This window comes from Glacieibacterium sp. (genome assembly GCF_965200405.1).
Taxonomy (GTDB): Bacteria; Pseudomonadota; Alphaproteobacteria; order Sphingomonadales; family Sphingomonadaceae; genus Glacieibacterium.
This window is the reverse complement of the sequence record NZ_OZ241356.1, coordinates 2,385,903-2,406,603: the sequence shown is the minus strand read 5'-3', so window position 1 is coordinate 2,406,603 and position 20,701 is coordinate 2,385,903. Positions and strand designations below refer to the sequence as shown.

19 protein-coding genes, 1 tRNA gene and 1 riboswitch are annotated in these 20,701 nt (G+C 67.3%); of the genes, 13 read left to right on the top strand and 7 right to left on the bottom strand.

Features of this window, described 5'->3' with window-relative positions:
* Positions 1 to 411 precede the first annotated feature (411 nt).
* Both ACOFKW_RS11280 and ACOFKW_RS11275 read left to right on the top strand, forming a co-directional pair.
* The gene (locus ACOFKW_RS11280; RefSeq protein ID WP_419814250.1) at positions 412 to 3,222 is read left to right on the top strand and encodes a TonB-dependent receptor plug domain-containing protein; all 2,811 of its coding nucleotides are present in this window, start codon (positions 412 to 414) and stop codon (positions 3,220 to 3,222) included.
* 6 nt (positions 3,223 to 3,228) lie between these two features.
* Positions 3,229 to 5,169 carry a CocE/NonD family hydrolase gene (locus ACOFKW_RS11275; protein WP_419814249.1) on the top strand — a complete coding sequence of 647 codons (1,941 nt, stop codon included), beginning with the start codon at positions 3,229 to 3,231 and terminating at the stop codon, positions 5,167 to 5,169.
* A gap of 33 nt (positions 5,170 to 5,202) precedes the next feature.
* Here the strand turns inward: ACOFKW_RS11275 and ACOFKW_RS11270 are convergent, their stop codons facing one another.
* Positions 5,203 to 5,667 carry an Lrp/AsnC family transcriptional regulator gene (locus ACOFKW_RS11270; protein ID WP_419814248.1) on the bottom strand — a complete coding sequence of 155 codons (465 nt, stop codon included), beginning with the start codon at positions 5,665 to 5,667 and terminating at the stop codon, positions 5,203 to 5,205.
* A gap of 105 nt (positions 5,668 to 5,772) precedes the next feature.
* Here ACOFKW_RS11270 and ACOFKW_RS11265 point away from each other — a divergent pair, with 105 nt between their 5' ends.
* The gene (locus ACOFKW_RS11265; protein ID WP_419814247.1) at positions 5,773 to 6,093 is read left to right on the top strand and encodes a hypothetical protein; all 321 of its coding nucleotides are present in this window, start codon (positions 5,773 to 5,775) and stop codon (positions 6,091 to 6,093) included.
* On the opposite strand, the gene ACOFKW_RS11260 is transcribed toward ACOFKW_RS11265, so the two are convergent.
* A complete protein-coding gene (locus ACOFKW_RS11260) occupies positions 6,090 to 6,389 on the bottom strand; it encodes a hypothetical protein (protein WP_419814246.1) in 300 nt (99 codons plus the stop codon). The genes ACOFKW_RS11265 and ACOFKW_RS11260 overlap by 4 nt on opposite strands.
* 87 nt (positions 6,390 to 6,476) lie before the next feature.
* Here ACOFKW_RS11260 and ACOFKW_RS11255 point away from each other — a divergent pair, with 87 nt between their 5' ends.
* Positions 6,477 to 7,031, top strand: a complete 555-nt coding sequence (locus tag ACOFKW_RS11255; protein ID WP_419814245.1) for a beta-carotene hydroxylase — start codon at positions 6,477 to 6,479, stop codon at positions 7,029 to 7,031.
* Here ACOFKW_RS11255 and ACOFKW_RS11250 read toward each other — a convergent pair.
* The 3 genes from ACOFKW_RS11250 to crtY all read right to left on the bottom strand — a co-directional run bounded on the left by ACOFKW_RS11250 (position 6,952) and on the right by crtY (position 10,716).
* Positions 6,952 to 7,896, bottom strand: coding sequence for a phytoene/squalene synthase family protein (locus ACOFKW_RS11250; protein WP_419814244.1), 945 nt, complete (start codon positions 7,894 to 7,896; stop codon positions 6,952 to 6,954). The genes ACOFKW_RS11255 and ACOFKW_RS11250 overlap by 80 nt on opposite strands.
* Positions 7,897 to 8,056: 160 nt before the next feature.
* Positions 8,057 to 9,559 carry a phytoene desaturase gene (locus ACOFKW_RS11245; protein ID WP_419814243.1) on the bottom strand — a complete coding sequence of 501 codons (1,503 nt, stop codon included), beginning with the start codon at positions 9,557 to 9,559 and terminating at the stop codon, positions 8,057 to 8,059.
* Positions 9,556 to 10,716: a lycopene beta-cyclase CrtY gene (crtY, locus tag ACOFKW_RS11240; protein ID WP_419814242.1), complete on the bottom strand. Its 1,161-nt coding sequence runs from the start codon at positions 10,714 to 10,716 to the stop codon at positions 9,556 to 9,558. The genes ACOFKW_RS11245 and crtY overlap by 4 nt, the downstream gene beginning before the upstream one ends.
* Positions 10,717 to 10,843: 127 nt before the next feature.
* On the opposite strand from crtY, the gene ACOFKW_RS11235 reads away from it, so the two are divergent.
* From ACOFKW_RS11235 to ACOFKW_RS11215, 5 genes are all read left to right on the top strand, one after another.
* Positions 10,844 to 11,653 carry a sterol desaturase family protein gene (locus ACOFKW_RS11235; RefSeq protein WP_419814241.1) on the top strand — a complete coding sequence of 270 codons (810 nt, stop codon included), beginning with the start codon at positions 10,844 to 10,846 and terminating at the stop codon, positions 11,651 to 11,653.
* Complete coding sequence (locus tag ACOFKW_RS11230) at positions 11,577 to 12,023, top strand: DUF2141 domain-containing protein (protein ID WP_419814240.1); 447 nt, start codon at positions 11,577 to 11,579, stop codon at positions 12,021 to 12,023. The genes ACOFKW_RS11235 and ACOFKW_RS11230 overlap by 77 nt, the downstream gene beginning before the upstream one ends.
* 27 nt (positions 12,024 to 12,050) lie before the next feature.
* Positions 12,051 to 12,158: riboswitch (TPP riboswitch) on the top strand.
* 42 nt (positions 12,159 to 12,200) lie between these two features.
* Positions 12,201 to 14,045, top strand: coding sequence for a phosphomethylpyrimidine synthase ThiC (gene thiC, locus ACOFKW_RS11225; RefSeq protein ID WP_419814239.1), 1,845 nt, complete (start codon positions 12,201 to 12,203; stop codon positions 14,043 to 14,045).
* A gap of 20 nt (positions 14,046 to 14,065) precedes the next feature.
* Entirely contained in the window at positions 14,066 to 15,097 is a 1,032-nt protein-coding gene (locus tag ACOFKW_RS11220) for a M4 family metallopeptidase (protein WP_419814238.1), read from the top strand.
* 34 nt (positions 15,098 to 15,131) lie between these two features.
* Positions 15,132 to 15,404, top strand: a complete 273-nt coding sequence (locus ACOFKW_RS11215; protein ID WP_419814237.1) for a protealysin inhibitor emfourin — start codon at positions 15,132 to 15,134, stop codon at positions 15,402 to 15,404.
* A 7-nt stretch (positions 15,405 to 15,411) separates the two neighbouring features.
* Here ACOFKW_RS11215 and ACOFKW_RS11210 read toward each other — a convergent pair whose 3' ends face one another.
* Both ACOFKW_RS11210 and ACOFKW_RS11205 read right to left on the bottom strand, forming a co-directional pair.
* Positions 15,412 to 16,200: a transporter gene (locus ACOFKW_RS11210; protein WP_419814236.1), complete on the bottom strand. Its 789-nt coding sequence runs from the start codon at positions 16,198 to 16,200 to the stop codon at positions 15,412 to 15,414.
* Positions 16,197 to 17,870, bottom strand: a complete 1,674-nt coding sequence (locus tag ACOFKW_RS11205) for a formate--tetrahydrofolate ligase (RefSeq protein ID WP_419814235.1) — start codon at positions 17,868 to 17,870, stop codon at positions 16,197 to 16,199. Before ACOFKW_RS11205 ends, ACOFKW_RS11210 begins: the two co-directional genes overlap by 4 nt.
* 113 nt (positions 17,871 to 17,983) lie before the next feature.
* Here ACOFKW_RS11205 and ACOFKW_RS11200 point away from each other — a divergent pair, with 113 nt between their 5' ends.
* The 4 genes from ACOFKW_RS11200 to ACOFKW_RS11185 all read left to right on the top strand — a co-directional run bounded on the left by ACOFKW_RS11200 (position 17,984) and on the right by ACOFKW_RS11185 (position 20,697).
* On the top strand, positions 17,984 to 19,432 hold the full coding sequence (locus ACOFKW_RS11200; protein ID WP_419814234.1) for a cytochrome ubiquinol oxidase subunit I: 1,449 nt from the start codon (positions 17,984 to 17,986) through the stop codon (positions 19,430 to 19,432).
* Between the two features lie 4 nt (positions 19,433 to 19,436).
* Complete coding sequence (gene cydB, locus ACOFKW_RS11195; protein ID WP_419814233.1) at positions 19,437 to 20,441, top strand: cytochrome d ubiquinol oxidase subunit II; 1,005 nt, start codon at positions 19,437 to 19,439, stop codon at positions 20,439 to 20,441.
* Positions 20,438 to 20,530, top strand: a complete 93-nt coding sequence (locus tag ACOFKW_RS11190; protein WP_419814232.1) for a DUF2474 domain-containing protein — start codon at positions 20,438 to 20,440, stop codon at positions 20,528 to 20,530. The genes cydB and ACOFKW_RS11190 overlap by 4 nt, the downstream gene beginning before the upstream one ends.
* 82 nt (positions 20,531 to 20,612) lie before the next feature.
* A tRNA-Leu gene (locus ACOFKW_RS11185) sits at positions 20,613 to 20,697 on the top strand.
* Positions 20,698 to 20,701: the final 4 nt, after the last annotated feature.

Genomic DNA, 20,701 nt, shown 5'->3' with positions numbered 1-20,701 from the left:
ATCAGGGGAAACACTGCGGCGGTCGCCGCTGCGCCGATAACCGTCCTGCGCGAAACCCGCGTCATACCAGCCCCCTTGTTTCTGATCAGGATGGTATTGGCACATCGCGAGAACGTCAATCGGATTATCTGCTTTAAATAAGCGAGGATGCCGGGCCGGGAACGACCTTCGTCTCGGTCCAAAAAAAGAATAACAAAGGGATTCCGACATCAAATGGCTCAAACAGCCTGTCGTTCGTTGCCAAACTCTTGAAACTACCGCTGTTATGGAACGAATTACCTCAAGATCAGCAAAAATTTGCTTCCACTCGCCCAGAAGTGCCGATCTTCTCATTCCAAGACACGTATTGTCCTATATCGGACATCGTGACATATTCCCGTAACGTGGTTGGGCCAGCGAACGGGGGAATACATGGACGGTTACAAGCAGCGCATCGGCAAACTCGGCCTGAGGTCGAGCAGCGTCCTGGCCCTGGCGATGATCTTCGCGGGCGGTCCCGCGATGGCGCAGGTCGCCTCGCCCGCCGCCACGCCCGCCGAAGACGCCGGCACCAATGAGGCCGAGATCGTCGTCACCGGATCGCGCATCGAGCGTGCCGGGTTCAACCAGCCGACGCCGACGACCGTGATCGGCGCCGTCGAGCTGCGCCAGGGCCAGCGCGCCAATCTGCAGCAGGTCCTGAACGACAGCCCCGCATTCCGCCCGACGGTCACGACGCAGGTCTCCGTCGGCAACACCTCGAGCGGCAGCGCCCCCGTCGACCTCCGTGGACTTGGATCGAACCGCACGCTGACGCTGGTCAACGGTCGCCGCTTCGTCGGGCAGAACAATCTCAACTACGTCCCGCTCGGCCTCGTCAGCCGGGTCGAGGTAGTGACCGGCGGTGCGTCGGCAGCGTATGGCTCCGATGCCGTCGCCGGTGTCGTCAACATCATCCTCGCCGACGAGATCAAGGGCATTACCGTCGGCGGCGTGTCGGGCATCTCCTCGCGCGGCGACGGCGCCCGCTATGGCGGCGACCTGACGATGGGCACTTCCTTCGCCGATGGCCGCGGGCAGCTCATGTTCAGCGGCGAGTACGTCAACGACAAGTCGATCCCCGACCGCAACAGCCGACGCAACCTCGGCAGCGCCGGCATCGTCCGGCTCAACCCGACGGTACCCACCGACACGCGCCAGATCCTGGTGCGCGACGTCAACTTCGGCAACCAGACCTCCGGCGGACTGATCACCAGCGGCGTCCTCGCCGGCCAGATGTTCAACAGCGACGGCACGTTGCGGGCCTATCGCGGCGGCACCTCGCTGGCGGTCAACCCGGCGACCACGCCGTTCCCGGCCCAGGTGATCGGCGGCGCCGATGCCGTCGGACTGTACGACGCGATCGCGGTGACGACGCCATTGGAGCGGATCAGCACCTTCGCCCGCGCCAGCTACGACTTCGGCGCGGTCAAGCTATGGGCCGACGCGACCTATGGCCGGTCGCGGTCGGTCTACAACTTCCTGCCCGATATCGGCGCACCGTCGAGCCTGACCATCCAGGCGACCAACCCGTTCCTGTCACCGGCGATCCGCAGCACGCTGGCGGCGGCGGGGCAGACCAGCTTCACGCTCGGGCGCTTCTTCGATAACCAGTTCCGCCTCGTCTACGACGGCAAGCGCGAGCAGAAGGAAGGTGCGGTCGGCTTCGACATCGACCTCGGCGGCAGTTGGACAGCGCAGGGCCATTACAGCCACGGCGAAGTCGACTTCGCGCAGCGCGTCCGCAACGCCCGCATCGTCTCGCGCTTCAACAATGCGGTCAACGCCGTGTCGAGCGGCGGCCAGACCGTCTGCGGCATCAATGCCGATGCCAACGCCGCCAACGACGACGCCGCCTGCCGTCCGCTCAACCTGTTCGGTGCCGAAGCCCCGTCGGCCGAGGCGCTCAACTACATCCGCGGCACGCAGCAGAACGACACCACCAACAAGCTCGATGCGGCAGCCGTCGAGATCCAGGGCGACCTGTTCTCGCTATGGGCCGGGCCGGTCACCATCGCGGTCGGCGCCGAGGCCCGGTGGGAGGAACAGACCTCGCGCAGCGGCACCGCCGATCTCGCCGGTGCCTATGGCCCGCTCAACCTGTACGGCTCACCGATCAGCGGCGGCTTCAACGTCAAGGAGGGCTTTGGCGAGGTCGCCGTGCCGCTGCTCGACGTCGAGGGCAAGATCAAGATCGATGCGAACGGCGCCGCGCGCTACTCCGACTACAGCCGCAGCGGCGGCATCTGGTCGTGGAAGGGCGGCGGCACCATCGGCCTGTTCGACACGCTGCTGCTGCGCGCCACGCGCTCGCGCGATATCCGGGCACCGACAGTGACCGAGCTGTTCGCGGTCCGCTCGATCAACATCGGGCCGCTCGTCGACCAGGACAGCGCCGGCCGCGCCGCTGCCAATGCCAATTACAATCCGGCGCCGCAGCAGGTCACGACGTTCAGCGGCGGCAACACCGACCTGGTGCCCGAGGTCGGCTACACGACCACCATCGGCGCGACGCTGTCGCCGAAGTTCCTGCCCGGGTTCAACCTGTCGGTCGACTATTACAACATCAACATCGAAGGCGCGATCACCACGCTGTCGGCCTCCAACCTGACGCTCGCCTGCCGCAACGGCAGCACCGCCGCCTGCGCCCGGATCACCCGCAACGCGGCGGGTACCGTGACCGAAGTCGCCTCGAACTCGCAGAATATCGCCGAGTTCAAGACCCGCGGCTTCGATATCGAGGCGTCGTACGTCTTCCCGCTGTCGGCGCTCGGCGGCAACATCCCGGGCACGCTGCGGACCCGCGCGCTGGCGACCTATGTGAAGGAGTTCACGTTCGACACCGGCGTCTCCAGCGTCGACAGCGCCGGCGACGTCGGCAGCAGCACCGGCAACGCCATCCCGAACTGGCGCGGCACGTTGAGCATGACCTACCAGAACGACTGGCTCGGCCTCGACGCACGCGCCCGCTATGTCGGCAAGGGCAAGTTCAACCACCTGCTCGACGGCATCCTGGTGAACAACGACGTCAAGGCCTACACCTATCTCGACCTCGGCGCGCAGTTCAAGGCGACCGAAACCTTCACGCTGTCGCTCAACGTCAACAACGTCTTCGACAAGCAGCCGCCGGTCAGCCCGACCGGTCCGATCTTCTACGACGCGGTCGGAACCTACTTCACCTTCGGTGCGCGCGTGAAGTTCTAGCGCCCGATGCACGACCGCGCCGCCATCCGCTTCGCCTGCATCCTGGGCCTCGTCGCAACGGCGGCGAGTGCGCCGGGGGCGGCGGGCGGCGCAGCCCAGTTGGCGCCCCCAGCTGCCGCTACTGCTGCCGCCGCCCCCGCCGCCGACCCGACGCATCAGGTCGCCGCGGGCACGATCATCGCCGGCTATGTCGGCGAAGACATGATGATCCCGATGCGCGACGGCGTGAAATTGCACGCCCAGGTCTGGCGCCCCAGGGACAACCGCGGTCCCCTGCCGATCCTGATGAGCCGCTCGCCCTACGGCTACAGCATGGCGCAGGTCACCAGCGTGCTGACGACGTCGTACAAGGAGCTCGCCGCCGACGGCTTCATCTTCGTGCTGGAGGACATTCGCGGGCGGCTGGGATCGGAGGGCAGCTTCGTCAACCTGCGCCCGCGCAAGACCATGGCGAACGGCGTCGACGAGTCCACCGACACCTATGATACGATCGGCTGGCTGGTCGCCAACCTGCCCGCCAACAACGGCAAGGCCGGCGTGTTCGGCGTCTCCTATGGCGGCTGGACCGCGGCGCTGGCGACGATCGACCCGCATCCTGCGCTCAAGGCGGTGTCGTCGCAAGCCTCGCCCAACGACATGTTCATCGGCGACGACTTCCTGCACAACGGCGCCTTACGGCTCGACTATGCCTGGAGCTGGGTGACGGCGCTGGAGACCGACGGCCGTACCATGAAGCCGTTCGACTTCGGTGGCGAGACCGACGCCTATGCCTGGTATCTGAAGCAGCACGACCTCGCGACGCTCGACCGCCAGCAGCTCGGCACCAGCATGCCGAGCTGGCAGAACTTCGTCAGCCACCCGACCTACGATGCCTTCTGGAAGACGCAGCGCACGACCAGCAGCCTGGCGCGCCGTGTCGCCACGCCGAATCTGATCGTCGCCGGCTGGTACGACCAGGAGGATTTCTACGGCCCGATGTCGATCTACCGCAGCCAGGAGCGCGGCGACGCCAAAGGCATGAACTATCTGGTCGTCGGTCCCTGGAACCACGGCGGTTGGCGCGGCCCCGGTGCGACCTACGGGCCCTACGACCTCGGCGAGGCGACGGGGGCCTGGTACCGCAGCAAGGTCGAGCTGCCGTGGTTCCGCTATTGGCTGAAGGGTGAAGGCAAGCTCGACCAGCCCGAAGCACTGGTGTTCCAGACCGGCAGCAACCGCTGGCAGCGCCTCGGCAGCTGGCCATTGAAGCGCGGCACGACCGTCCGGAGCCTGTATTTCCACGCCGGCGGCAAGCTGTCGTTCGACGCTCCGGCGCGTGGGGAGAGCGTCGCGGACAGCTTCGTCTCGGATCCCGCCGACCCGGTGCCGTACCGCGACCGCGCGCTGATCAAGCCCTTCATGTCCAAGGCATCGACCTGGTCGACCTGGATCGCCGATGACCAGGCGCCCTTCACGCAGCGCAAGGACGTGCTGTTCTGGCAGACCGATCCGCTGACCGACGATATCACGATCTCAGGCGACATCGCGGCAAAGCTGTATGCCAGCACCACCGGGTCGGACGCCGACTGGGTGGTCAAGCTGGTCGATGTCTATCCGACCGACGACAGCGTCGCGCCGGCCCTGCGCGGCCGGCAACGCATGATCGCCAACGACGTCTTCCGCGGCCGGTTTCGCACCAGCTATACGACGCCGAAACCGATCACGCCGAACGCGGTGCTGGACTATCGGATCGACCTTCATTCGGCGTCGCACGTTTTCAAAAAGGGCCACCGGATCGGCGTGCAGGTGCAGAGCAGCTGGTTTCCGCTGATCAACCGCAATCCCCAGACCCATGTCGAGAACATCCTCCGCGCGGTGCCGGGCGACTTCAAGGCGCAGACGCACGCCGTCTACCACACGCCCCGCCAGGCCTCGGCGATAACGGTCGCGGTCGTTCCCCAGCCCTAGCGCCGCGCGACGCGATCCCGCTCAGGCCTCCGATCAAAGCGGCAGCGAGGTCGTCGACTTGATCTCGGACAGGGCGACGCTTGAGTTGACCTCCTGGATGCCCGGAAGCTGCGACAGCGTATCGAAGAAGAAGCGCTCATACGCCTTGATGTCCTGCGCGACGATCCGCAGCATGAAGTCGACCGGGCCCATCAGGACATGGCAGTCGAGCACTTCGGGCAGGCTGCGGATCGCCGTGGTGAACTCGTCGAGGTTGGCACGACCGTGGGCGTTGAGCTTGACCTGCGCGAAGATGTGGGCGTTCAGTCCGACCTTGTCGCGGTCGATCAGGGCGACGCGTCGCTTGATGATGCCGTCGCGCTCGAGCCGATCGATGCGCCGGTAGCACGGCGTCTGCGACAGCCCGACCTGCTCGGCGATCGCCGCGATGCTCAGGCTCGAATCCTCCTGCAGCAGCGCCAAGATGCGACGTTCGTAGACATCGAGGGTCAGGGACATGGATTCACTCGATTTGCGGCGATAGCGCGATGAACTCACTTCATAGACCGGAAATCCGGGCGAGATAGGCAAGATTCGCCGCACTGTCTCGACTATCTTGTCGCCATGTATCCCGCCGCCGACCTCAGTACCGACGCAGCGCGCGTCGCCGTGACGCCACCGGCGCCCGACGACGGCGAGGGCCGGAGCGAGTACCGCGTCCTGGCGAACACCGTCCCGCAGGTCATCCTCCGTATCCTTGGGCTGTTCGCGCAGCTAGACATGCTGCCCCGGCGGGTTCGCATGGACGTGGTCGACGACATGATCTGGGTCGCCCTCACCGTCGATGGGCTGACGCAGCACCGCGCCGAGATCATCGCGGCGAAGCTGCGCGCCCTGATCGACACGGAGGTCGTCGACCTGACCTGGGCGAAGACACCTCGCTAGATCAGGCAGCTCAGCCCGGCGCCCATCACTTCGCTTACCAGCTTGGGATCGCCCTGCTGGTCCAGCGCGTCGGCCAGCCGCTTGATCGAGAAGCGCCCCGAGCGGCTCGTCTCGACCTTGCTCAGCGTCTTGAGGCGGTTGAGCTGCTCCAGGCTGAGGCGGTCGCCGAGGCGGTTGCCCATGCACTTGGCCTGGCGCTGCGGCACGCCGCGGTCGACCAGGGTCTGGGTGATACGCTCGGCCGGAGAGGCGCAGGCGGCGACGAACAACAGGGCGGTCAGGATCAGGCGACGCATGGTGGCTCCGTGCATGTTGCGGCGTGCGGACGCGGGTGCAAAACGCCGGCCGTGGCTCTATACAGCCAGCATGCGTGTGACCAACCAATGAACTGGCTCATCGGCCCCGCCATCTTCGTCGCCACCGTCGCCGGCATGGAGGTGTTCGCCTATGTCGCGCACCGCTGGATGATGCACGGCTTCCTGTGGTCGCTGCACAAGTCGCACCACGAGCCGCGCCACGGCACTTTCGAGAAGAACGACTGGTTCGCGGTGATCTTCGCCGCGCCGGCGATCGCACTGATCGCCTGGGGAAGCTATGGCGGCTCGCACCTGCTGATCTGGGCGGGTGCCGGGATCACGGCGTACGGCGCGATCTATGCCGGGTTCCACGACGTGCTGGTCCACCGCCGGGTCCGCCACGGCTGGAACCCGCGCTCGCGCTATCTCAAGCGCATCATGCAGGCGCACCGGCTCCACCATGTCGTCGAGAGCAAGCACGGCACGGTCAGCTTCGGCTTCCTGTGGGCGCCGCCGGTCCGCGCCCTGCTGGCCGACCTGGAGGCGCGCGGCGTCGGCAAGGTCAGGGCAGCACGCCCGACGGAAAACTCCAAAGTCCGTCGCGAGATGGACCCGGACGCGGCCACGATTTCGCACGGCTGAGCGCCTGCGGGTAGGACGCGATCACCGCCTTGAGCTTGGCGGCGCGCGAGGTCACGACGCGGTTCTCCAGCGCCTCCGCGCCGCCGTCGCGGACCAGCCGCCCGATGTCGCCATAGATGCGCGACGCCGCCAGCACCGCCCAGGCCGAGCGCGTCGACAGCGCCGCCGTGCCGTAGCGCGCGCTGGCCTCGTAGCGCTCCGCCTCGTCGACCAGCCGCGTCACCAGTCGCGCCAGCTGCCGGCGATGCTTGGGGAAGGAATAATGCGCCGGGGTCAGCCCGACCTCAGCCAGCCAATCGTCGGGGATGTAGCGCCGGCTGTTCATCGCGTCCTCGATGACGTCGCGCGCGATATTGTTGAGCTGAAAGGCGATGCCCTGGTCCGAGGCCCGGTCGAGCGTCTCGCGGTCGTCGGGCGACACCCCCATGACGATCGCCATCATCACCCCGACGCAGCCCGCGACGTGATAGCAATAGGTCAGCGTGTCGTCGAAGGTCACGAACGGCCGCTCTTCGACGTCGATGCGGAAGCCCTCGATCAGGTCGAGCGGATAGCGCAGCGGCATGTTGGTCGCCTCGACGACCTGCGCCAGCGCCTGGAACGGCATCGAGTCCGGCGGCATGCCAGCCAGTGCGCTGCGCGTGTCGGCCTCCAGCGCCGCCAGCCGCTCGGCCGGGGTGGCGACATATTCGACGATGCCGTGGCCCGAAGCTTGCCCGTCGATGATGTCGTCGGCATGGCGGCACCAGGCGTAGAGCAGCGTCGCAAGATCACGCGTCCGCTGGTCGAACAGGCGCGAGGCGAGCGCGAAGCTCTTGGAGCCGAGGGCGATGGAAGCGCGGGCAGCGTGGATAACGGCGGTCACTTACTCCCCCCTCCCTCCAAGGAGAGCTCTTGCGAACCGAGAGTGGGGAGGGCCGGGGCGGGGGCGCCTCTTGGCGTCCTTCTTGCTGTCCCCGAGAACCCCCACCCCGGCCCTCCCCACTCTCCGCTTCGCGGGGGGGGAGGGAGCAGGAAGAGGCAGGTCACGCCGCGACCCTCAAGCCGTCGCCGATCATCAGCTTCGCCGTCGCCTTCGCCGACCCGACGACCCCCGGGATCCCCGCCCCCGGATGCGTCCCGGCTCCAACGAAGTACAGGTTCGACAGCACGTCGTCGCGGTTGTGCGTCCGGAAGAACGCCGACTGCCACAGCACCGGCTCCAGGCTGAACGCCGACCCGAGATGCGCGTTCAGCTCGGTCGAGAAGTCCTTCGGCGTGAACGTCCGCATCGTCACCAGATCCCTGGAAAGACCCGGCAACACCCGCCGCTCCAGTGACTCCATGATCTTCGCCGCATACTTCGGCGCCTCGGCATCCCAGTCGATGTCGAGCTTGCCACGATGCGGCACCGGCGACAGGACGTAAAAGGCGCTGTGCCCCTCCGGCGCCATCGTCGGATCGGTCGCGGTCGGATGGTGGAGGTACAGCGAGTAATCCTCGGCCAGCTTGCCGCCGCCATAGATCTCCTTGAGCAGCCCTTCGTAGCGCTCGCCGAACAGGATGGTGTGGTGGCGCACGTCGGGCCGCACGCCCTTCAGGCCGAAATAGGTGACGAACAGCGACGGCGAGAAGCTCTTGCGCGACATCGACTTCGCCATCGCCTTGCCGCGCGGATGATTGCCGAGCAGGTCCTTGTAGGTGTGGATGATGTCGCCGTTCGACGCGACCATGTCGAATTGGCCGGACCAGCCGTCGGCGGTCTTCACGCCCGTCACGCGCGCGCCCTCGGCGGTGATCTCGGTGACCCCGACGCCCATCTTGACGACGCCGCCCAGGTCCTCGAACAGCTTGACCATGCCGCGCACCAGCGCATGCGTGCCACCGCGCGGGAACCATACGCCCCACTTCTTCTCCAGCGCATGGATCAGCGCATAGATCGAGCTGGTCTTGAACGGATTGCCGCCGACCAGCAGCGAGTGGAAGCTGAACGCCTCGCGCAGCTGCGGGTCCTTGATGTAGCGCGCGACCATCGAATAGACCGAGCGGAACGCCTCGTACTTCATCAGGCTCGGTGCCGCCTTGAGCATCGACTTGAAGTCGAGGAACGCCTCGTGCCCGAGCTTTTCATAGCCCTCGCGGAAGACGCCCTCGCTGTATTTCAGGAAGCGCTTGTAGCCGTCGACGTCGGCGGGCGACTTGGCGCCGATCTGGCGGAACAGCGCCTCGTCGTCATTGTCGTAATCGAAGACGAAGCCGTCCTCCCACATCAGCCGATAGAACGGCGTGACGGGCATCAGCTCGACGTAATCGGACAGCTTGCGGCCCGACAAAGTGAACAGCTCTTCCAGGCACGACGGGTCGGTGATGACGGTCGGCCCGGCGTCGAACTTGAAGCCGGCGTCCTCGAAGACGTAGGCCCGGCCGCCGGGCTTGTCGCGCGTCTCGATCAGCGTCGTCGCGACGCCGGCGGATTGCAGGCGGATGGCGAGCGCGAGCCCGCCGAAGCCGCTGCCGATCACGCAGGCGGTTCTGGTTTCAGGCGTCATCGGTGGTCGACCTCGTACTGGAGCAGCGCCCGGACGGCGCGTGGAATGGGGATGGGCGGCTTGCCGGTCAGGATGCGCAGCCGGTCGTAGAAGGTCGACTTGCTGGCGTAAAAGCGCCCGATCAGATCGGCATCGAGGCGGTAGAACCTTTCGAGGATGCGATAGCGCTCGTCGGGGCGTGCCGCGAGGAACAGCATCTTGTTGAGCAGGCGGTACAGGCTGCGCGTGTCCCACGCCTCGATCGCGGCGGCCCGGAGCGCGGCATCGACGGCGGCGGCGGAGAAGTCGGGCAGCCCCGCTACCAGATCGGCGGTGCGGACCGCATCGGGAAAGCTGTATCCCGTCGTCGGCTGGAAGCGCGCCGCACGTAGTCCGACGCGGCCGACCCCCGGCACCCCTTCCGACCACAATGCCGCGACGTCGCCGCCCAGCGCGATCGGCAGCACGCCGACCTCCTCGCGGATGATCCGGACGATCTCCCAGCCTTGCGACACGGCATAGTCGGCGATGTGGGCGCGCAGGCCCTCGACCGAAAAGGCCGCGCCGTCACTGTAATACGTGTCCTCGATCAGCACCCGGCGGGGTCCGAACGGCAGCGTGTAGATGAAGCGGTAGCCGTCGATCTGCGGCACTGTCGCGTCCATGATGATCGGCCCGGACAGCCCGTGATCCGCCGCCAGCTCGACCTCCAGCCCGAGGAACTTCTGCCAGCGCAGGTCGAGCGCCGCCGTCGGCTCCTGCCCCCGCCCGTCGATCACCGCCCGCGCCGTCAGCACGCGCTGGTCGGCCAGCGTGATCGAACCGGCATCGAGCGTCACGATCGGCGTCCCGGCGAACACTCGGCGGGCCGGCACCGCCGCGCGCACCGCCTCGTCCAGCAGCTCCGAAGTGACGCTGCCATAGCCCGCCGCCAGCGTCCGCGAATGCGCCGGGAAGCGCACCGAATACGAGTCCCAGCGGTGCGCGAACAGCGGCGCGGTCCAGTCGAGCTGCTCCGCCGTCAGGTCGCGCGCGAACGACGACCAGGTGTGATTGCCGCCGATGCTGGTGCCCGCCTCGACGATCGCGACGCTCAGTTCCGGACGCACCTGCGCCAGCCGCAGCGCGATCAAGCCGTTGGCGAGGCCACCGCCCGCTAGGATGAGGTCGAAATCCATCTGTCGCAGGATTAGCCCAACCCGCCCGCCAGCGCACCCCCAATGCCCCCGCCACGGTGCCGCACTTGCCCGAACCGGCGCATGTGTCGCGCTTCCAACCCGCCGCCGCAGGCGCTAAACCCCCGGCATGATCGCCCTGCCCTTCCTTCTCGGCGTGCTCGGCATGACCGCGATCGTCGCGGGGCGCTACCTCGGCGTATCGGGCATGTTCGCCTGGCTGACCGCCCGCCGCGGCATCGTCGCGGGACCTGCCGATGCGGGCAAGCGCCGCATCCAGATCCGCCGCGAGATCGGCTGGTCGCTGGTTTCCGCCGCGATCTACGCCCTGCCCGCCGGGTTGGTCGCCGTCGCCTGGCGTGAGCATGGCTGGACCCTGATCTACGACAATCCGACGACGCTCGGCTGGCTATGGCTGCCGTTCAGCATCGCGATCTACCTGTTCGCGCACGACACCTGGTTCTACTGGACCCACCGCCTGATGCACCGCCCCTGGTGGTTCAAGCGCGTCCACGCCGTCCACCATGACTCTCGCCCGCCCACCGCCTGGGCAGCTATGGCGTTCCACCCTTACGAGGCACTGTCGGGCGCCTTCGTGTTTCCGGTTCTGGTCTTCCTGGTGCCGATCCACTGGGCGGCACTGATGGTGGTGCTGCTGGTCGCGACCTTCTTCGGGGTGACCAATCACATGGGCTGGGAGATCTTTCCGCGCCGTCTGGTCGACGGCAATTTCGGGCGTTGCATGATTACCGCATCGCACCATCATCTTCACCACCGCCACTATCGGTGTAACTACGGCCTGTATTTCCGTGTATGGGACAGGCTCTGCGGGACCGATCGTGGATACGCGGGGGAATTGCTGCATGAGCTTTCGGGGCCTGAGCCTGTTGTTGCCGCTGGCGTTGCCAGTCACCTTGCTGGGCACCGCGCCCGCGCCTGAGCCGGTACGGCTGGAGATCGCGCTGACCGGATTGCGCTCCAGCGACGGCAATGTCGTGCTGTGCGTCTGGCACAGCCCCAAGCGTTTTCCCGACGGCAAGTGCGAGGGCGAGGGCACGCCGCTGACCGTCGCCGCCGCGCCTGTCGTTCAGGTCGCGCTGCCACTCGCGCCCGGCGACTATGCCGTGTCGCTGATCCACGACGAGAACGGCAACGGCAAGCTCGACAAGAACCTGCTCGGCATCCCCAAGGAGGGCGTCGGTTTCTCCCAGAATCCCAAGCTGATGTTCAGCGCGCCGACCTATGCCGCGACCCGTTTCGACGTTGCCGCGGACACCACCGAAACCATTCGCATGAAGTATTTCCTCTAGACTCCGCGCGCATCGCCGCCCACAAACGACGCTTCCCCGGGGGGCCGCGCGTGCGGCTGAGAGGTGGCGATCCGGCCACGACCCGCTGAACCTGATCCGGTTGACCCCGGCGGAGGGAGGGAGCGGGCCGTAACCGTCCGCATAGCCTCCACCCGAGATTTTTGTGGAGCGACGCGCATGGCCGACATCCAGTCCAAGATCGAAATGCCGGTGACCACCGGTCCGCTGCCCGGCAGCCACAAGGTCTATGTCCCCGGCGAGCGCTTTCCCGACATCCGCGTCGCCATGCGCGAAGTCCGCCTCGACCCCAGCGCCAACGAGGACCCGGTCCGCATTTACGACCCGAGCGGCCCCTACACCGACCCTGATGCCGTCATCGACATCGCCGCCGGCCTGCCGCCGCTGCGCACCGCCTGGACGATGGCGCGCGGCGATGTCGAGCGCTACCCCGGCCGCGAGGTCAAGCCGGAGGACAACGGCCTGACCGGGCGGATGCAGCCCGACGTCTCGACCTATCCCAACGTCAACCATATGCCGCTGCGCGCCAAGCCCGGCATGAACGTCACGCAGATGCACTATGCCCGCCGCGGCATCGTCACGCCCGAGATGGAATATGTCGCGATCCGCGAGAACCTCGGCCGCGCCCAGCTTGCCGGCGTCATTCGCGACGGCGAGGATTTCGGTGCCTCCATCCCCGACTATGTCACCCCCGAGTTCGTCCGCGACGAGATCGCCCGCGGCCGCGCCATCATCCCGTCGAACATCAACCACCCCGAGTGCGAGCCGATGGCGATCGGGCGCAATTTCCTGGTCAAGATCAACGCCAACATCGGCAACTCCGCCGTCGCTTCCTCGGTCGCCGAGGAGGTCGAAAAGATGGTCTGGTCGATCCGCTGGGGCGGCGACACCGTCATGGACCTGTCGACCGGCCGCAACATCCACAACACCCGCGAGTGGATCGTCCGCAACTCCCCCGTCCCGATCGGCACCGTGCCGATCTACCAGGCGCTGGAGAAGGTCGGCGGCGTCGCCGAGGACCTGACCTGGGAGATCTACCGCGACACGCTGATCGAGCAGGCCGAGCAGGGCGTCGACTATTTCACCATCCACGCCGGCGTCCGCCTGGCGTACATCCACCTGACCGCCAAGCGCGTTACCGGCATCGTCAGCCGCGGCGGCTCGATCCACGCGAAGTGGTGCCTGGCGCACCACAAGGAGAACTTCACCTACACGCACTTCGCCGAGATCTGCGAGATCATGAAGGCCTACGACATCAGCTTCAGCCTGGGTGACGGCCTGCGCCCCGGCAGCATCGCCGACGCCAACGACGCCGCGCAATTCGCCGAGCTCGATACGCTGGGCGAGCTGACCAAGATCGCCTGGGCCAACGACGTGCAGGTGATGATCGAGGGCCCGGGCCACGTCCCGATGCACAAGATCAAGGTCAACATGGAGAAGCAGCTCGCGGTCTGCGGCGAGGCGCCCTTCTACACCCTCGGGCCGCTCACCACGGACATCGCCCCCGGCTACGACCACATCACCAGCGGCATCGGCGCCGCGATGATCGGCTGGTTCGGCTGCGCCATGCTCTGCTACGTCACCCCCAAGGAGCACCTCGGCCTGCCCGACCGCGACGACGTCAAGGTCGGCGTCATCACCTATAAGCTGGCCGCCCACGCCGCCGACCTGGCGAAGGGCCACCCCGGCGCCCAGCACCGCGACGACGCCGTCTCCCGCGCCCGCTTCGACTTCCGCTGGCGCGACCAGTTCAACCTGTCTTTGGACCCCGAGACCGCCCTGAAATACCATGACGAAACCCTGCCGGCAGAAGGCGCCAAGACCGCGCACTTCTGCTCAATGTGTGGCCCGAAGTTCTGCTCGATGAAGATCACGCAGGAAGTGCGCGAGTACGCGGCGAAGCAGAACGCCGACGGGTTCCTCGATGCCGAAGCCGGCATGGCGGCAAAGAGTGCCGAGTTCGTCGAACTGGGGTCGGAGATATATCTGCCGACCGGACGGTAGTCCGGTCACGAGGCCACGCCATGACCTGCCACTGCTACATCGTTCCCAACGACGTCCTCGAGCGCCTGTCGAAGGACAGGCAGCTTTCGGACGACGAGCGCAAGGCGATGAGCGATACCGCCGCGGTCGGCGCCGAGCTGCGGAAGTTGCGCGTCCAGGCCGGTCGGCTCAGCGCTCTGACCAGCTCCATCGGCACGGCGCCGGCGACCGTCGCGCCGACACCGGCGATCACCGTCGCCGACTGCAAGCATAGCCAGTCGCTGCCCGGAACCCCGATCGCCAAGCCGGGCAGCTCGACCGACTTGCCGGTGAAGAGCGCATTCGAGGAAACCACGGCGCTGGCGCGGTTCTACAAGGAGGTGTTCGGGCGTAACTCGGTCGACGGACAGGGCATGACGCTGGGCTCGTCGGTGCACTACGGCGTCAAGTTCAACAACGCCTTCTGGAACGGCCTGCGAATGACGTACGGCGACGGCGACGACAATCTGTTCACCGACTTCACCCAGTCGAACGACGTCATCGGCCATGAACTGACGCACGGCGTGACGCAGTTCACCCTGCAGCTCGCTTACACCAACCAGGCGGGCGGCCTGAACGAGAGCATCTCCGACGTCTTTGGCTCGATGTTCCGCCAGTGGCGGGCCGGGCAGGACGTCGCCGCCGCCGACTGGCTGATCGGCAAGGACATCATGGGGCCGGGGTCGAAGGCGCGCGGCTTCACCTGCCTGCGCGACATGGCGAGCCCGGGGGCGAAGCACTGCCTGGCGCCGCAACCATTCAAGTTCGCCGACATCAAGCCGGGCATGGACCCGCACTACAGCAGCGGCATCCCCAATCTGGCGTTCTGCAACATCGCCAGGGCGATCGGCGGCAAAAGCTGGGAAACCGCCGGCAAGATCTGGTATCAGGCGATGACCGGCTTCAAGCCGAGCCCCAACATGACGATGAAGACCTTTGCCAACCGGACGCGCAAACTGGCCAAGACGATGTTTGCCGACGATGCTGCCGTTCCTGCTGCTGTCGATGCCGGCTGGAAGTCTGTCGGGCTGTAGCCGCACGATCGAAAGACCGCACGACATGGGATGGTTGACCATCGAACGGCTTGGCGGGCTCGCCGGTTTCGGCGGCCCCAACCTGCAGAGCCGGGGCGAATACGCTTATTCCGATCTTGCGGTGCCCGACCGGGCGACGGTCGATGCGCTGTTTGCGGGCCGCAAGCGCGCCTCCGTGAAGCCGGTCGCCGACGGGTTTACCTACCGGATCAGCCGCAAGGGCGCGCGCGGCACCGAGACGGTCGAGGTGCCCGAGGCACTGGTCCCGCAGGTGCTGATCGCCAGCGTCGTCGACGGCTTTCGCTGACGCCGCGTCAGAACCGCCGCGCAAAGCCGACAAGGACGCGCACGTCGGGCGTGTCGTGCGTCAGGCCCGCGTCGACCTCACCGTCGAGTTGGAGGTCCTTGCCGACCGTCTGCGCCAACGTCACGTCGAAGCTGGCCTGGGTTTCGTGGGCGCCGGGGTCGGTGTCGCGGCTGGCGTAGAGCTCGACGCCGATGGTGGTCGGGCCTAAGGCGCGGTCGAGCTCGGTGACCAGCGAATAGGCGGCGTGGTGGCCGCTGCCCAAGGTGTCGGGCAGGCGCTCGATAATCGGGGTCAGGCCGAGCTGCAGGTCGTCGGTCAGGTCGATGCTGACGGGCACCTCGATGCCCTGGGTCCAGCCGCCGGCGCCGATGGCGGACTTGGCGGTGGGGGCGGTGACGAAGGGCTGGACGGCGACCGACACGCCTTTGCCGTCGGGGTTGGCCAGGCTGTACTTGAACCCCAGCAGCACATCGCCGACGCCATGGTCTGTGGTGGTGGCCCCGGTGGCCCGGTCGCGCTCGTGGACGCGGTTATAGGCGCTCCATTCGGCCAGCACTTCCAGCCGGTCGGTCAGGCCGAGGCGGGCGGTGACGTCGCCGCCGGTGAAGCTGTTGGTGATGCTGTCGGGCTGCTTGTCATGCTCGAACGCGCCGACGCCGAACTCGATCAGGACATGGCCCTTGTCGACGATACACGGCGGCGTGCCCTGCCCCGGCCGGTCCGGGCACAGGTCACGCAGGTCGTCGGCCAGCGCCGGGGTGGCGAGCAGCAGCGCGGCCAGGACGAGCAGCTTCATGACAGTCCCTCGATCAACCCGTCGGCACCCAGCCGGATATGCGTCGCGGACGGAACGCGCGGCAGGCCCGGCATGGTACTGACCGCTCCGCACAAGGCGACGACGAACCCCGCGCCGGCGCTGAGGCGGACCTCCTCGACCGGCAGCACGAAGCCCGACGGCGCGCCGATCAGCGTCTCGTCGGCGGTGAAGCTGTACGGCGTCTTGGCCATGCAAACCGGGAAGTCGCGGAAGCCGTCCGCCTCGAACCGGGCAAGGTCGCGGCGCGCCGCCGGGCTGAAGGCGACATCGGCGGCGCGGTAGACGCGCTGCGCGACCGTACGCACCTTGTCGGCGAGCGGCATGTCGTCGGGATACAGCAGGCGCAGGTCCGCAACCGGTGCGGCATCGGTAAGTGCGGCGACGGCGCGGGCCAGTCCCTCGGCTCCCGCCGCGCCGTCCGCCCAATGGGTGCAGACATGCGCCTCGACCCCGATGCCGGCGCACAGCTCGACCAGCCGCGCCTGCTCCACCGCGGTGTCGCCGGCGAAGGCGTTGAGGGCGACCAGCACCGGCAGGCCGAAGCCGCGCATGTTCTCGACATGGCGGGCAAGGTTGGCGAAGCCGGTCTCGACCGCGCCGAGGTCCTCCGCGCCCAGCCGGTCCTTGGCGACGCCGCCCTGCATCTTGAGGGCGCGGACGGTGGCAACGACGACGCAGGCGCTGGGCGACAGGCCGCTCGACCGGCACTTGATGTCGAGGAACTTCTCCGCCCCCAGATCGGCGCCGAAGCCCGCCTCGGTAACCGCGAACTCGCCCAGCGCCAGCGCGGCGCGAGTGGCGATGACCGAGTTGCAGCCGTGCGCGATGTTGGCGAACGGCCCGCCATGGATCAGCGCCGGCGACCCGCCCAGCGTCTGCACGAGGTTGGGCAGTACCGCCTCCGCCAGCAGCACCGCCATCGCCCCCGCCGCATCGAGGTCGCCTGCCGTCACCGACTTCCCCGCGGCGGTCCGCCCGACGATGATCCGCTCCAGTCGCGCCACCAGGTCGGCGGGTCCGCTGGCAAGGCACAGCACCGCCATGACCTCGCTGGCGACGGTGATGTCGAAGCCGGTTTCGCGCGCCGGGCCGTTCTTGCCGTCGCCCAGCCCGACCGCGATCCGGCGCAGCGCGCGGTCGTTCATGTCGACGACGCGTCGCCACGTCACGCGCCGCGGGTCGAGCCCTGCCCCGCCGCCCCAGTAAAGCTGGTTGTCGATCATCGCCGACAGCAGATTGTGCGCCGCGCCGATGGCATGGAAATCGCCGGTGAAATGCAGGTTGATCCGCTCCATCGGCACGACCTGGGCATGGCCGCCGCCGGTCGCCCCGCCCTTGCGCCCGAACACCGGCCCCAGCGACGGCTCGCGCAGCGCGATCACCGTGCGCCGCCCGATGCGGTTGAGCGCATCGCCCAGTCCGATCGTGGTGGTGGTCTTGCCCTCGCCCGCCGGTGTCGGGTTGATCGCAGTGACGAGCACCAGCCTACCGGGCGGTCGGGCAGCAAGCGAGTCGAGATAGGGCTGGGTCAGCTTGGCGATATGCTTGCCGTACGGCTCCAGCGCATCGTGCGGGATGCCGATGTCGGCCGCGACATCGGCGATCGGGCGAAGGGTCGCGGCGCGCGCGATGGCGAGGTCGTGTGACATGGCACGGTGATGCCGGGTCGGGATGGTGGGGGCAAGTCTCGTGGCGCGGGCCGCCAACGTCGCACCCGCAATGACTATCCTGCGCGCGCCCACCCTATGGTATAGCGGCGTTCATGTTCAGCAACCTGGCGGCGATCGATCTGGCGCGAGCGCAGTTCGCTTTCACCATCTCGTTCCACTTCATCTTCCCGGCCTTTTCGATCGGGCTGGCGAGCTATCTCGCGGTGCTGGAGGGCCTGTGGCTGTGGACCGGGCGCGAGGTCTACATCAACCTGTTCAAATACTGGCTGAAGATCTTCGCCATCGCCTTTGCCATGGGCGTCGTCTCGGGCATCGTCATGTCCTATCAGTTCGGCACCAACTGGGCGCAGTTCAGCGACCGCGCCGGCCCGGTGATCGGGCCGCTGATGGCCTATGAAGTGCTCACCGCCTTCTTTCTCGAGGCCGGCTTCCTGGGGGTCATGCTGTTCGGCATGGAGCGCGTCGGCCGCAAGCTGCACTTCGTCGCGACGCTGGCGGTGGCGGTCGGCACGGCGATCTCGGCGTTCTGGATCATCGTCGTCAACAGCTGGATGCACACGCCGCAGGGCTATGCGATCAACGCGCAGAACCAGTTCGTGCCGCTCGACTGGTGGGCGGTGATCTTCAACCCGTCGATGCCCTACCGCCTCGTCCATACCGTGCTGGCGGCGTATCTGACGACGGCGCTGGTCGTCGGCGGCGTCGGGGCGTGGCACCTGCTCAAGGGGCGGCGCGAGACGGCGAAGGGCAACGACAGCCACAATACCGAGGGCGCCCGGGTGATGTTCTCGATGGCGATGTGGATGGCGGCGCTGGTCGCCCCGGTGCAGATTTTCGCGGGCGACGAGCACGGCCTCAACACGCTGAAATACCAGCCCGCCAAGGTCGCGGCGATGGAGGGCAACTACCGCTCTCACCCGAACGGCGCGCCGCTGACGCTGTTCGGCATCCCCGACGACAAGGCCGGCGTGATGCGCCACGCGGTCGAGATCCCCAAGGTCGGCTCGCTGATCCTCAAGCACGACCTGAACGCACCGCTGGCCGGGCTCGACGCCGTCCCCAGGCGCGACTGGCCGCCGGTGCACATCGTGTTCTGGACCTTCCGGATCATGGTCGCGATCGGCTTCGCGATGCTCGGGCTGGGATTGTGGAGCCTGTTGGCGCGCTGGCGCCGCAGGCTGTTCGACTGGCCGTGGCTGCACCGGGCGGCGGTGCTGATGGGGCCGTCGGGCTTCGTCGCGGTGCTGGCGGGCTGGGCGACGACCGAGAGCGGGCGCCAGCCGTTCACCGTCTTCGGCCTGATGCGCACCGCCGATTCGCTGTCGCCGGTCAGCGCGCCCGCCATCGCCGCATCGCTGACCGCCTTTGTCATCGTCTATTTCGTCGTGTTCGGCATCGGCACCTGGTTCATCCTGCAACTGATGGGCCATGCCCCGCACCCCGGCGAGACCGGCGTTCCGCAGGGGGGCCCGACGCGTACCGCCGGCATCACCCCGGCCCCGGGCCAGGACCCCGCGCTCAGCCTCAATCCGGCGGAGTAGCGGCATGGGCTTCAGCTTCGACCTGACGGTGATCTGGGCGCTGATCCTGGCGTTCTCGGTGTTCGCCTATGTCGTCATGGACGGCTTCGACCTCGGCATCGGCATCCTGTTCCCGCTGCTCGACCGCGGCCGACAGCGGGACATCACGATGAACTCGGTGGCGCCGGTGTGGGACGGCAACGAGACCTGGCTGGTGCTGGGCGGCGGCGGGCTGATGGCGGCGTTCCCGCTGGCCTTCGCGATCATCATGCCGGCGATCTACGTGCCGCTGATCGCCATGCTGCTCGGGCTGGTGCTGCGCGGGGTGTCGTTCGAATTTCGCTGGCGGACGACGCGCCAGCCGATCTGGGACCTCGCCTTTTTCGGCGGCTCGCTGGTCGCGGCGTTTTCGCAGGGCGTCATCCTCGGCGCGATATTGCAGGGCGTCTCGGTCACCGGGCGCAGCTATTCGGGCCTGTGGTGGGAATGGCTGTCGCCGTTCAGCCTGTTGACCGGGGCGTCGGTGGTGGTCGGCTACGGCCTGCTCGGCGCCTGCTGGCTGATCTACCGGACCGAGGCCGAGCTGCAGGACCGCGCCTATCGCCTGGCGTGGGTGTTCGGCATCGCCACCTCGGTCGCGGTGCTGGCGGTCAGCCTGGCGACGCCGTTCCTCAAGGGCAATTACTACGACCGCTGGTTCAGCACGCCCAACATCTATTACCTCGCCGTCGTGCCGGTGCTGGCCGGGGCGGCCGCGCTGGGCTTTTTCCGCTCGCTGTCGAAGCGTGCCGAACTGGCGCCGTTCCTGCATGCGCTGGCGCTGTTCCTGCTCAGCTTCATCGGGCTGGGGGTCAGCATGTTCCCCTACCTCATCCCCGGCCAGGTGACGATCTGGCAGGCCGCTGCCCCCGCCAAGTCGCAGCTGTTCATGCTGGTCGGCGCCGGCATCATGGTGCCGATCATCCTCGCCTACTCCGGCTATGCCTATTGGGTGTTCCGCGGCAAGGTCGGCCACGAGGGCTATCATTGAAGAAGCTCGCATGGTTCGTCGGGCTATGGGCGGCCAGCGTTGCGGTGGTCGGCGCGGTCGGCTTCATCATCCGCCTGTGGCTGACCTAGGCGCGGGGCGCGCATTGCCGCTCCATTTCACCATCGCCTTGCACCTGCCCCCCTCCCTGCTATAGACCCCCGCCTCACCCTTGCGGGCGTGGCGGAATTGGTAGACGCGCTTGGTTTAGGTCCAAGTATCGTAAGATGTGGGGGTTCGAGTCCCTTCGCCCGCACCATGGC

Bases quoted from the DNA above. Each gene is read 5' to 3' on its own strand.
- ACOFKW_RS11280 (WP_419814250.1), top strand. From the start codon at position 412: ATGGACGGTTACAAGCAGCGCATCGGCAAACTCGGCCTGAGGTCGAGC.
- ACOFKW_RS11275 (WP_419814249.1), top strand. From the start codon at position 3,229: ATGCACGACCGCGCCGCCATCCGCTTCGCCTGCATCCTGGGCCTCGTC.
- ACOFKW_RS11270 (WP_419814248.1), bottom strand. From the start codon at position 5,667: ATGTCCCTGACCCTCGATGTCTACGAACGTCGCATCTTGGCGCTGCTG.
- ACOFKW_RS11265 (WP_419814247.1), top strand. From the start codon at position 5,773: ATGTATCCCGCCGCCGACCTCAGTACCGACGCAGCGCGCGTCGCCGTG.
- ACOFKW_RS11260 (WP_419814246.1), bottom strand. From the start codon at position 6,389: ATGCGTCGCCTGATCCTGACCGCCCTGTTGTTCGTCGCCGCCTGCGCC.
- ACOFKW_RS11255 (WP_419814245.1), top strand. From the start codon at position 6,477: ATGAACTGGCTCATCGGCCCCGCCATCTTCGTCGCCACCGTCGCCGGC.
- ACOFKW_RS11245 (WP_419814243.1), bottom strand. From the start codon at position 9,559: ATGACGCCTGAAACCAGAACCGCCTGCGTGATCGGCAGCGGCTTCGGC.
- crtY (WP_419814242.1), bottom strand. From the start codon at position 10,716: ATGGATTTCGACCTCATCCTAGCGGGCGGTGGCCTCGCCAACGGCTTG.
- ACOFKW_RS11235 (WP_419814241.1), top strand. From the start codon at position 10,844: ATGATCGCCCTGCCCTTCCTTCTCGGCGTGCTCGGCATGACCGCGATC.
- ACOFKW_RS11230 (WP_419814240.1), top strand. From the start codon at position 11,577: ATGAGCTTTCGGGGCCTGAGCCTGTTGTTGCCGCTGGCGTTGCCAGTC.
- thiC (WP_419814239.1), top strand. From the start codon at position 12,201: ATGGCCGACATCCAGTCCAAGATCGAAATGCCGGTGACCACCGGTCCG.
- ACOFKW_RS11220 (WP_419814238.1), top strand. From the start codon at position 14,066: ATGACCTGCCACTGCTACATCGTTCCCAACGACGTCCTCGAGCGCCTG.
- ACOFKW_RS11210 (WP_419814236.1), bottom strand. From the start codon at position 16,200: ATGAAGCTGCTCGTCCTGGCCGCGCTGCTGCTCGCCACCCCGGCGCTG.
- ACOFKW_RS11205 (WP_419814235.1), bottom strand. From the start codon at position 17,870: ATGTCACACGACCTCGCCATCGCGCGCGCCGCGACCCTTCGCCCGATC.
- ACOFKW_RS11200 (WP_419814234.1), top strand. From the start codon at position 17,984: ATGTTCAGCAACCTGGCGGCGATCGATCTGGCGCGAGCGCAGTTCGCT.
- cydB (WP_419814233.1), top strand. From the start codon at position 19,437: ATGGGCTTCAGCTTCGACCTGACGGTGATCTGGGCGCTGATCCTGGCG.